General features: G+C 73.7%; 10 protein-coding genes and 1 pseudogene. 5 read left to right on the forward strand and 6 right to left on the reverse strand.

Annotated elements, in window-relative coordinates; translation table 11 throughout:
* From JWR81_RS33625 to JWR81_RS33635, 3 genes and pseudogenes are all read left to right on the forward strand, one after another.
* Nucleotides 1-253 (forward strand): annotated as a pseudogene (locus tag JWR81_RS33625) (ferric reductase); the annotation flags it as partial.
* A complete protein-coding gene (locus JWR81_RS33630) occupies nt 250-1,545 on the forward strand; it encodes an NADH-ubiquinone oxidoreductase-F iron-sulfur binding region domain-containing protein (RefSeq protein ID WP_297662013.1) in 1,296 nt (431 codons plus the stop codon). The pseudogene JWR81_RS33625 and the gene JWR81_RS33630, both read left to right, overlap by 4 nt.
* On the forward strand, nt 1,542-1,805 hold the full coding sequence (locus tag JWR81_RS33635; RefSeq protein WP_297662015.1) for a ferredoxin: 264 nt from the start codon (nt 1,542-1,544) through the stop codon (nt 1,803-1,805). The genes JWR81_RS33630 and JWR81_RS33635 overlap by 4 nt, the downstream gene beginning before the upstream one ends.
* A gap of 309 nt (nt 1,806-2,114) precedes the next feature.
* On the opposite strand, the gene JWR81_RS33640 is transcribed toward JWR81_RS33635, so the two are convergent.
* On the reverse strand, nt 2,115-3,635 hold the full coding sequence (locus JWR81_RS33640) for a GntR family transcriptional regulator (RefSeq protein ID WP_297662018.1): 1,521 nt from the start codon (nt 3,633-3,635) through the stop codon (nt 2,115-2,117).
* A 77-nt stretch (nt 3,636-3,712) separates the two neighbouring features.
* Here JWR81_RS33640 and JWR81_RS33645 point away from each other — a divergent pair, with 77 nt between their 5' ends.
* Complete coding sequence (locus JWR81_RS33645; protein ID WP_297662020.1) at nt 3,713-5,149, forward strand: aminobutyraldehyde dehydrogenase; 1,437 nt, start codon at nt 3,713-3,715, stop codon at nt 5,147-5,149.
* A gap of 240 nt (nt 5,150-5,389) precedes the next feature.
* On the opposite strand, the gene JWR81_RS33650 is transcribed toward JWR81_RS33645, so the two are convergent.
* From JWR81_RS33650 to JWR81_RS33670, 5 genes are all read right to left on the reverse strand, one after another.
* Nucleotides 5,390-6,559 (reverse strand): S8 family peptidase, encoded by a 1,170-nt coding sequence (locus JWR81_RS33650; RefSeq protein ID WP_297662022.1) that lies wholly within the window; start codon nt 6,557-6,559, stop codon nt 5,390-5,392.
* Nucleotides 6,560-6,731: 172 nt separating this feature from the next.
* Nucleotides 6,732-7,826 (reverse strand): sulfate/molybdate ABC transporter ATP-binding protein, encoded by a 1,095-nt coding sequence (locus JWR81_RS33655; RefSeq protein ID WP_297662024.1) that lies wholly within the window; start codon nt 7,824-7,826, stop codon nt 6,732-6,734.
* Entirely contained in the window at nt 7,823-8,596 is a 774-nt protein-coding gene (locus JWR81_RS33660; RefSeq protein WP_297662032.1) for an ABC transporter permease, read from the reverse strand. Before JWR81_RS33660 ends, JWR81_RS33655 begins: the two co-directional genes overlap by 4 nt.
* Nucleotides 8,597-8,685: 89 nt before the next feature.
* The gene (gene modA, locus JWR81_RS33665; protein WP_297662026.1) at nt 8,686-9,471 is read right to left on the reverse strand and encodes a molybdate ABC transporter substrate-binding protein; all 786 of its coding nucleotides are present in this window, start codon (nt 9,469-9,471) and stop codon (nt 8,686-8,688) included.
* The gene (locus tag JWR81_RS33670) at nt 9,471-9,875 is read right to left on the reverse strand and encodes a molybdopterin-binding protein (RefSeq protein ID WP_297662028.1); all 405 of its coding nucleotides are present in this window, start codon (nt 9,873-9,875) and stop codon (nt 9,471-9,473) included. Before JWR81_RS33670 ends, modA begins: the two co-directional genes overlap by 1 nt.
* A gap of 69 nt (nt 9,876-9,944) precedes the next feature.
* Here JWR81_RS33670 and JWR81_RS33675 point away from each other — a divergent pair.
* On the forward strand, nt 9,945-10,917 hold a 973-nt coding region (locus JWR81_RS33675; RefSeq protein ID WP_297662030.1), incomplete at its 3' end, for an acyl-CoA dehydrogenase family protein.

Genomic DNA, 10,917 nt, shown 5'->3' on the forward strand with positions numbered 1-10,917 from the left:
GATCCTCACCAGCCTCCTGCGCACCCACATCCCGCTGCGCGTCTGGCGGGGCGTGCACCTCGCGAGCTACGCGCTGTGGCCCGTCGCCGTCGTCCACGGGCTGGGCATCGGCGGCAGCGACAGCACGCAGTGGTGGGTGATCGCGCTCAACGGGCTCTGCGCCGCCGCGGTGGTCACCTCCGTCACCCGCAGGCTGCTGGCCCGCCACCCCGACGCGCAGGCGCGCCGGGCCGTCGAGGCGAGCATGCGATGACCACCCTGGCCGACCGCCGGGGCGTCCCGGTCCCGTCCCGGGTCCCGATCGACGTCGCCCGGCTGTTCGCCCGCGGCGCCGACCCGACGCGCACCGCCGGCCTCCCCGAGCACCTCGCCCGCGTCGGGCCGCTCCCGCTGGCCGCCTACCCGAACAGGCCCGGGCGCGACCGGCTGATCGAGACGATCGCGCGCGCCGGCCTGCGCGGCCGTGGCGGCGCGGGGTTCCCCACCGCCGAGAAGCTGGCCGCGGTGGCCGCCGCGAAGGGACGCACCGTCGTCGTCGCCAACGGCTGCGAGGGCGACCCCACCAGCGCGAAGGACCAGGCTCTCCTCGCCCGCTCGCCCCACCTCGTGCTCGACGGAATCGCGATCGCCGCGCACGCCGTCGACGCCCGCGAGGCGATGCTGTGCGTGCACCGCGGCAGCCCGCTCGTCGACCTGCTGCACGCCGCACTGGACGAGCGCACCGACGACCGCGTGCCCGTCGAGATCGTCGAGGTGCCCGACCGCTACGTCGCCAGCGAGGCGTCCGCGCTGGTCAACTTCCTCACCACCGGCACCGCCAAGCCCACCACCCTGCGGGCGTCCGAGCGCGGGGTGAAGGGGCGTCCGACGCTGGTGGACAACGTGGAGACCCTCGCCCACATCGCGCTCGTCGCGCGGTTCGGCGGCGACTGGTTCCGCGAGGCGGGTACCCCCGAGTCCCCCGGCACCCTGCTCGTGACGGTGGGTGGCGGGGTGACCCGGCCCGGCGTCTACGAGGTCGAGGCCGGGCTGCCGCTGAGCGACGCGCTCGAGCTGGCGGGCGGCGAGGCCGAGGCGTTGCAGGCCGTGCAGATCGGCGGGCTCGGCGGGAGCTGGCTGCCCGTCGAGGACGCCCTGGAGCTGCCGCTGGCGCACGAGACGTGCCAGGACGTGGGCATCCCGCTCGGCGTCGCCGCGCTGGTGGCGCTACCCGCGCGGGCGTGCGGGATCGCCGAGACGGCGCGGGTCCTCGCCCACCTGGCCGACGAGTCGGCCGGCCAGTGCGGGCCGTGCATGTTCGGCCTCCCCGCGATCGCCGACGACATGGCGGCCCTCTCGATGGGCGACGGCGCCGTGCTCGGGCGGCTGCGCTCCCGCCTCGGCGTGATCCCCGGCCGCGGCGCCTGCTCCCACCCGGACGGCGCCGGCCGGCTGGCCGTCACCGCGCTGCACTCGTTCGCGGCGGACGTCGCCGCGCACGCGAACGGCCGCCCGTGCGCCGCGGCGGAGGGCCCGTTCTGGACACCGATCGGGGTGCGCCCATGAGCCGCCGCGCCGCGAGCATCCCCGCGCCGCGCGCCGTCGCCGGCGAGGATCCGGTGGAGCTGCGGGTGGACCCGATCATGTGCCACGCGCACGGGCTGTGCGCGGAGATGCTCCCCGAGCTGCTGCAGCTCGACGAGTGGGGTTACCCGATCATCGGCGGGGGCTGCGTGCCCGCGGAGCTGCGGGCGCAGGCCCGCCGGGCGGCGTCGGCCTGCCCTACGCTCGCGCTGCGCCTCGAACGCCGGCCTCCACAGGGCTGAGCTCGTCGGACCGCCGCGGCAGCGGGACGAGCCGGAGCGACGGCGCAGGCTCTGCCTGAGACGCCTGCGACGCCTGCGACGCCTGCGACGCCTGCGACGCCTGCGACGGGCGCGCCAGGGACCGCCGGACCGACGCGGCGACGTCGCGTGCGATCACGTCGCAGGCCTCCCGCAACACGGCTGCTAGCGGGCGTCTCTGCAGGGGATCGAAGAGGTTCGGCACGGTGGTACTCCCGACTTCTGAACGGTCAGCAGCAACGTCGCCCTGGGTGCCCTCTCCGTTACAGAGGGCACCTCGCAGTGCGCCGATCAGCGCCCGCCGGGGTCGAGGACCAGGATCCCGAGCGGCAGGCCGTCCAGGCGGTGGAGGACGGCCCCCTCGCCCGTGCGGCCGCTCCACAGCGCGGGGACGTCGGTGCTGTGGGTCACCGCGCCCGCCACCAGCGACGGCTCGTTGGCCACCACCACCCGGCCCTCGGCGTTGACCAGCGCCGCGGGCTGACCGACCCGGTGCAGCAGCGGCAGCAGCCGCCGCTCCAGCCAGCTGTTGACGATGTCGGCGCCGACCACGCCGAGGTACTCGCGGCCGCGCCCGGGATGGCTGACGTGGAGCGGCACCGTGAACGTGAGCGTGTACTCCTCGGTGCACAGCCGGTCGACGTACGGCCCGGTGACGTGCCGCGCGCCCGTCTCGCGCGGGATCACGAACCACGGCAGCACCGTGTAGTCGTAGAAGTTCTCCACCGCCGGGTCGAGCACCGGCCGCAGCCGGCGCACCCCCGCGTCTCCGCCGGGGCCGCGGTGCCACCACTCCATCCAGTGCTCGGCGTCGGCCAGGGCGCCGGGCGCGAGCACCAGCCCGGCCCCGACCAGCGGCGTGCCCTCCGCCTCCAGCACCGGCCGCACGACCGTGGCGATCTGCTCGATGTCGGCCCGGCGCAGCGGCTCGCCGTCGGACGCGCGGAGGAACAGCTGCTCGGCCACGCCGCGCAGCCCGTCGACGGCGGCGAACGTGCTCTCGCACAGCCGGGACACGCGATCCACGAGGCGACCGACCGGTTCCGTCACCACTCGCCCTCCGGGGTCCTCGCCGAGCAGGGTCAGCTGCAGGGCGCTCGCGCGGGCGAGCGCCGCGTAGACGTGAGCGCCGGCCACGGCACGGGCGCGCGGCCCGTCGCCCGCGGCCACCGCGGCGAGCACGTCCCGGAGCTTGCCGAGCACGTCCTGCTGGGCGGCGTGGGTGCCGGCCGAGAGCCACAGCAGCGGCCCCACCTCGGCCTGCATGCCGATCACGGCGCGCGTGAGCCGCGGGGACTGCGCCGCCGCGGCGAGCTCGACGTGGAAGCGGGACTCGGCACGCCGCCGGGCGTCGGCGTCGACGGCCCGCTCCAGCGCGGCGACGCCGTCGGCGATCAGCGCGATGTCCTGCTTCCCCGCACGGTCGGCGGCGAGCAGCGCGCTGGTGCCGGACAGGGCGACGTAGTGGTCGGCGAGGTCGCGCAGCTCCGACGGGCTCACCTCGCGCAGGCGCTCACGCAGCACCGCGGACGCGCCGCCCGGCACGTCGCGGACGAAGCTGCCACCGTTGCGGCCCCGCCGGGTGATGACGAGGCCCTGGCCGCGCAGCGCCGTGAGGGCCTCCCGCACGGTGACGGCGGAGACGCCGAACGAGTCGGCGAGGTCGCTCTCGCTGGGCAGCTGCTCGTCGGGAACGAGCAGGCCGAGCCGGATGCCCTCGGACAACCGCCGGACCACCGCATCGGCGCGCCTGCCGGCAGGCAGCGGGGCGAAGACGGCAGCACGGCCACCGCTCGACGGTCCGCTGCGCACGGCGTCATCGTGCCACGACGGTTGACGCCAAACCTATGGACTCATAGGTTTTCTGCACCGACCCGAGGAGCTGCACGATGCAGACGTTCCACAACATCATCGACGGCAAGCCGGCACCGGCCGCCGACGGGCGCACCCTCGACATCCACGACCCGAAGACCGGCAAGGTCTACGCGACGTCGCCCCTCTCGGGCCCGGCCGACGTCGACACGGCCTACCGGAGCGCGAAGCGGGCCTTCGACGAGGGCTGGCGCGACACCACCCCCGGCGACCGCATGAACGCGCTGCTGAAGATGGCCGACGCGATCGAGGCCAACGGCGAGGAGCTCGCCGCCATCGAGGCGCAGGACACCGGCAAGCCGCTCGGGCTCACCCTGAGCGAGGAGGTCGGCCCGATGGCCGACCAGCTGCGCTTCTTCGCCGGTGCCGCCCGTCAGCTCGAGGGCCGGGCCACCGCGGAGTACATGGCGGGCCACTCGTCGTCGATCCGGCGGGAGCCGCTCGGCGTCGTCGGGGCCGTCACGCCGTGGAACTACCCGATGATGATGGCCATCTGGAAGATCGGGCCTGCCATCGCCGCGGGCAACACGCTCGTGCTCAAGCCCTCGGACACCACGCCGGCCAGCACCGTGCGGATGGGCGAGCTGTTCGCCGAGGTCCTGCCCCCCGGCGTCCTCAACGTCGTCTGCGGCGACCGCTCCACCGGCGCCGTGATGACCGACCACGACATCCCCGCGATGGTCGCCATCACCGGCAGCGTCGCGGCGGGCAAGGCCGTGGCCGAGGCCGCGTCGAGGCGCGTCACCAAGGTGCACCTGGAGCTGGGCGGCAACGCGCCGGTCGTCGTGTTCGAGGACGCCGACATCGCGGGGGCGGCGGCCGACATCGCCGTCGCCGGGTTCTTCAATGCCGGGCAGGACTGCACGGCGGCCACCCGCGTGATCGCGCACGAGTCGCTGGCCGTCGAGCTGGCCGACGCGCTGGCAGCCGAGGCCGCCACCGTGCTGCTGTCCCGCGACGAGCAGCCCGACTCCGAGGAGCTCTACATCCCGCCGATCAACAACGCCGCGCAGCTGGAGAAGGTCTCCGGGCTGGTGTCGCGCGTGCCGTCGACGGCACGGGTGCTGGCCGGCGGCACCCCCGCCGACGGCGCGGGCTACTTCTTCCCGCCCACCGTGATCGCGGGCGTCACGCAGGACGACGAGATCGTGCAGACCGAGATCTTCGGTCCGGTGATCACCGTGCAGTCGTTCTCCGGCGAGGCCGAGGCGATCGCGATGGCCAACGGCACGCCCTACGGCCTGGCGTCGAGCGTCTGGACCACCGACCACTCCCGCAGCATCCGCGTCTCCCGCGCGCTGGACTTCGGCTGCGTGTGGGTCAACTGCCACATCCCGCTGGTGGCCGAGATGCCGCACGGCGGGTTCAAGCAGTCGGGCTACGGCAAGGACCTCAGCTCGTACAGCCTGGAGGACTACACGCGGGTGAAGCACGTCATGAGCAAGTACGAGTAGACGGCACCGCCGCCGGTCGCGCCCCGCTGTCCACAGGAGTGCCCACAGCCCCCATCAGCGTGAGGACAAGGGTGTCCACGGCCAGGACCAGGCGTTCCGCCGACGCCTCGGCGACCGTCCCGGCCCACGGGGCGAGCGGCTCGGCGTCGTTCCACATGTCCACACCCGTGGGTGTGGACGCGGGCGAGGCCCGCCGCCGGCACCGGTGCTCCCGCCGGCCGGGCACGCCCGTACCGGCGATCACAGACCGCCCGTGTCGAGCAGCAGGTTCGGCGTGCCGCCCGTGCCGCCGCCGTCGATGACGTTCGGCACGGCGTGGTCCTCGATCCACTGCTTGACCGTGGCGCTGGGCTTGTCGCCGAACGTCTGCTTGTAGAGCGCGGCGACCCCGGCCACGAACGGCGCGGCCATCGAGGTGCCCGTGTACGACGCCGTGCCTCCGCCCGGGACCGGCGCGACGATGCCGGTGCCCGGTGCGTAGAGGCCCACGCAGCTGCCGGTGGACGAGGTCGGGTTGCGCTTGTCGTCGATGGTGGAGTTGGCCACCACGAGCACGCCGACCGCGGCCCGGGGAGCGACCGTGCAGTCGTCGGCGCCGGTGTTGCCCGCCGAGGACGCGACGAACACCCCCTGCGCCACGAGCTTCGACACGGCCGCCACCAGCACGTCCGACGGGCCGTAGCTCCACGACATGACGGCCACCGACGGGCCGTGTGCGTTCTTGGCGACGAAGTCGATCCCGGCGAGCAGCGTCGAGAGCGTGCCGGAGCCGTTGCAGTCGAGCACCTTCACGGAACGGACGGTGGCCTGCTTCGCCACCCCGTGCAGCGACGACGCGGCGATGCCCGCCACCACGGTGCCGTGGCCGTCGCAGTCGCCGGCGGTGGAGTCGACGGTGTTGTCCACCTGGGTGGCGCGCCCGCCGAACTCCGGGTGGGTGGTGTCGACGCCGGTGTCGAGCACCCACACCGTGACCCCGCTGCCGGTGGCCTTCGTCGTGTACCTCCCGTCGAGAGGGAGGTTGCGCTGGTCGATGCGGTCGAGGCCCCAGTTGGGCGGGTTCAGCTCGGTCGCCTCCGTCAGGGGGGCGGGCGGCGCGGGCTCGATCGGCGTCACCCGGCGGTCCTGCTCCACACCCAGCACGCCCGGGCGGGACTCGATCCCCTGGACCTGCGTGGGGGTCAGCCGGGCGGCGAAACCCGCGAACGCGGAGTCGTAGGTGACGGTGGGCGTGGCCCCCACCGCCCGGGCCGCGTCGGTGGCCGCGGCGGTGGTGCTGGCGTGCACGACGTAGGCACCGACCATGGCGGCACTGCCGTCCGACGCGGAAGCCACTCCGGTGCCCGCGATCAGGGCCACGAGCTGGAGGCCGATCGCCACAGGGGCGATACGCAGGAACAGGCGTGTCACGTGGAGCGACGGTACGCACGCGTGAAGGACGGGACCAGAGACACGATAGTGGCTGGAGTGACTCGTGTGCCCTATGGGGTGACGTTCTGTGCAGCCCTCTTCGATCACCGCACTGATGCGCATCGGCTGAATGTGTGGACGATACGATCCGCACCTGCGGATCAGGGGTCGATCAGCTGCTCGCCGCGTGTATCCCGACCTCGGTGGCCTTGACCACGAACCACAGCTCAGCGCCGGGCTCCACCGCGAGATCGGCCACCGCGGCGGGCGTCACGTCGGCGGCGAGCCCGTCCACCCACTCCGGGCCACCCTCGACGGCCCCCGCCCGCAGCCGCACCGTGTCGCCCCGGGGCTCGATGGCGGCCAGCCGCACCGGCAGCACGTTGCGCGGGCTGCCCGACGGCGGCGACGCGTAGACGGCCACCGCCGACGGCGGGAACACCGCCACCGCGGGCTCGCCCTCCTCCACGTTCTCGGCGTGCCCCGACACGAGCAGGCCGTCGGCCGTGCGCAGACCGTCGGGGGCGGCGACGCCCGGGATCAGGTCGAGCCCCGCGATCCGCGCCGTGAACGGGCTGCGCGGGCGGGCCAGCACGTCGCGGGTCGGCCCCTGCTCCACGAGGTTGCCCCCGGTCAGCACCACCACGCTGTCGGCCAGCACGAGGGCGTCGAGCGCGGAGTGGGTGACGAGCAGCGCCGTCTGCTTGCGGTCGCGGACGATGCGGCGCAGCAGCGACCGCATGGCCGGGGCGGCGTCGACGTCGAGGGCGGCGAGCGGCTCGTCGAGCAGCAGCAGTTCGGGGCCGGGCGCGAGCGCGCGGGCCAGCGCCACCCGCTGCTGCTGGCCGCCGGACATCTGCGACGGCCGCCGGTCGGCCAGCGCCGCGGTGTCGACGGCCGCCAGCAGCTCGCGGGCCCGCTCCTCGGCCTCGCGCCGCGCGACGCCCTGCGCACGCGGCCCGAACGCGACGTTGCCCAGCGCGGTGAGGTGCGGGAACAGCAGTGCCTGCTGCGCGAGCAGGCCCACGCCGCGGCGGTGGGCAGGCACGTGAACGCCGGCGTCGACATCGGTGACGGTCTCGTCGCCCATCCGCACGTACCCGCCGTCAGGGCGCAGCAGCCCGGCCAGCACCGCGAGCAGCGTGGACTTTCCGGCCCCGTTGGGCCCGAGCACCGCCACCACCTCGCCGGGCGCCGCGCTGACGGTGACGTCGAGGGTGAAGGCCGCACGCCGCACGAGCACCCGCGCCTCGAGGCCCGGGGTCACGCCACGCCCTGCACGTTGCGGGGCCGGGCCAGCGCGATGACGACGATCGACACCACCACGAGCAGCAGCGACGTGGTCACCGCGGCGTCGACGTCCTCCTCGCGCTGCTGGTAGACGAGCAGCGGCAGCGTCTGGGTGACGCCCTGGAGGCTGCCCGCGAACGTGATGGTGGCGCCGAACTCCCCCATGGCGCGCGCGAACGCGAGGATCGAACCGGACACCAGCCCGGGCAGCAGCAGCGGCACCGTCACGCGCCGGAAGGCGAGCCCCGGTGTCGCGCCGAGCGTGGCGGCGACCGCCTCGTAGCGTTGCCCGGCCGTGCGGATCGCGCCCTCCAGGCTCACGACGAGGAACGGCATGGCCACGAACGTCTGGGCGATGATCACCGACGCCGTGGTGAACGGGATCGTGACCCCGAACGCGAGGTCGATCCCCCGTCCGACGAGTCCGGTCCGGCCGAGCAGGTAGAGCAGCGCGAGACCACCGACCACCGGCGGGAGCACCAGCGGCAGCAGCACCACCGAGCGCAGCAGCCGCAGTCCTCGCAGCCTGCCGCGGGCGAGCACCACGGCGAGCGGGCCGCCGAGCACGATGCACAGCGCGGTGGAGACGGCGGCCGTCTCGAGCGAGAGCAGCAGCGCGTCGATCGACGCCTCGCTGGCCAGGAGGCTGGGGATGCGCGGCCAGTCGGCCTTCAGGAGCAGGCCGACGACCGGCAGGAAGATGAGAGCGAACGCCAGAACCGCGGGGACCCACAACCACCGCGGCAGTGCGAGGGCGGCCCCGCGGTCCTCGTCGCGCCGCTCGTCCGAACGCCGCGGCGCCGGACCGGCGATCGCCGATCCGGCGCCGGGAGGGGTCACGGCGCGCCGAAGCCGGCTGCCTGCAGGGTCTTCTGACCCATCTCACCCTTGACCGCCGCCACGAACTTCGCCGCGAGGTCGGCCTGCGACGCGTTCTTGAGCACGGCGATCGGGTAGTTCGTGACCGCGTTCTTCGCCTCCGGGAACGAGACGCCCTGCACGGTGCCCTTGGCCGCCATGACGTCGGTGACGTAGACCAGCCCGGCGTCCGCGTTGCCGGTGGTGACCTTGCTCAGGGCCGACTTGACGTCGGGCTCCTCGCTGACCGGCTTGAGCGTCACACCGGTGGCCTTCTCGATCTTCGTGGCCGCGGCGCCGCAGGGCACCTGCGCCGCGCAGACGACGACCTTGAAGTCGGGCTTGGCCAGGTCGGCGAACGTCGCGATGCCCTTGGGGTTGCCCGGCACCGTGGCGATCTGCAGGACGTTGGTGGCGAAGATCGTCGACGGCGAGGCGGTGAGGTTCGCGTCGGTGACGGTCTTCATCGTGGCGTCGCTGGCGGCGGCGAACACGTCGGCGGGCGAGCCGTTGACGATCTGCTGGGCGAGATCGGAGGAGCCGCCGTAGCTGAACTTGACCGTGACACCGGGGTTGTCGGTCTCGAACTGCTTGCCGATCGCGGCGAACGTGCCCGTGAGCGACGCCGCGGCGAGCACCGTCAGGGTGCGCGCTTGCGGCGCCCCCGACGTCGCGGCCGAGCCGCTGCTGGTGGACGACGAGCCGCACGCCGCGAGCGTGAGCACGAGGCCCGCCGCTGCGACGGAGGCCAGGACACGCTTCATCACGAGGTTCCTCCAGGGGTTTCCACGACGACGTTCGTCGACTTGATCACGGCCACGGCGAGCACGCCGGGCTCCAGTCCGAGCTCCCGCACGGCTTCGCTCGACATCAGCGACACCACTCGGTGCGGCCCGCACTGGATCTCCACCTGGGCCATGACCGTGTCGGCCACCACCGAGGTGACGAGCCCGACCAGCCGGTTGCGCGCGGAACGTTGCACCACCGAGGGATCGGGCGTCGTCTGGGCGTGCTCACGGGCGAAGGCCGCGAGCGCGGCGCCGTCGATCACCTTGCGGTTGGATGCGTCGGCCTGCACGGGGAGCGTACCGGCGTCCACCCAGCGGCGGACGGTGTCGTCGCTGACGCCCAGAAGTCGGGCGGCGTCAGCGATCCGGAACTGCGGCACGGCGCGGATCCTAGATCCGTGGTTGCGAGTTTGACCAGAGGAGCCTCACCGTGTGGTTGGCTCGTGGCCGTGGACTTCGAACCCAGCGCCGTCGCTGCCGACTACACCAAGCGCATGCGGGCCTTCCTCGACGAGAGGATCCTGCCCGCCGAGGCCGAGTACGACGCGTTCCGCGCCGAACGCCGCGGCACCCCGCAGGAGTGGGACCTGCCGCCCGTGGTGGAGGAGCTCAAGACCGAGGCGAAGGCCCGCGGGCTGTGGAACCTCTTCCTCCCCGACGTCTCCGGGCTGAGCAACCTGGAGTACGCCCAGGTCGCCGAGGTGTCCGGCTGGTCGCCCGTGATCGCGCCCGAGGCGATCAACTGCCAGGCCCCCGACACCGGCAACATGGAGACGCTCCACCTCTTCGCCACCCCGGAGCAGAAGGCCGAGTGGCTCGAGCCCCTGCTGGCCGGCGAGATCCGGTCGGGGTTCGCGATGACCGAGCCCGACGTCGCCTCCTCGGACGCCACGAACGTCCAGACCACGATCCGCCGCGAGGGCGACGAGTACGTCGTCTCCGGTAAGAAGTGGTGGATCTCCGGCAGTGCCGACGAGCGCTGCAAGGTCTTCATCGTCATGGGCAAGACCGATCTCGAGGCGGCCACGCACCGCCAGCAGTCGATGGTGCTGGTCCCTCGCGACACCCCCGGGCTGACCATCACCCGGCACCTGCCGACGTTCGGCTACCAGGACCAGCACGGCCACTCCGAGCTCGAGTTCCACGACGTGCGCGTGCCCACCGCGTTCCTGCTCGGCGAGGAGGGCGGCGGCTTCGCCATCGCCCAGGCCCGGCTCGGCCCCGGCCGCATCCACCACTGCATGCGCCTCATCGGCATGGCCGAGCGCGCGATCGACCTCATGGTCAAGCGCGCCCAGTCCCGCGTGGCCTTCGGCCGTCCGCTGTCCGAGCAGGGCGTGGTGCGCGAGCAGATCGCGCAGTCGCGCATCGAGGTGGAGCAGGCCCGGCTGCTCGTCTACAAGACGGCGTGGCTGATCGACA

The organism is Pseudonocardia sp., assembly GCF_025965585.1.
Classification (GTDB): Bacteria; Actinomycetota; Actinomycetes; order Mycobacteriales; family Pseudonocardiaceae; genus Pseudonocardia.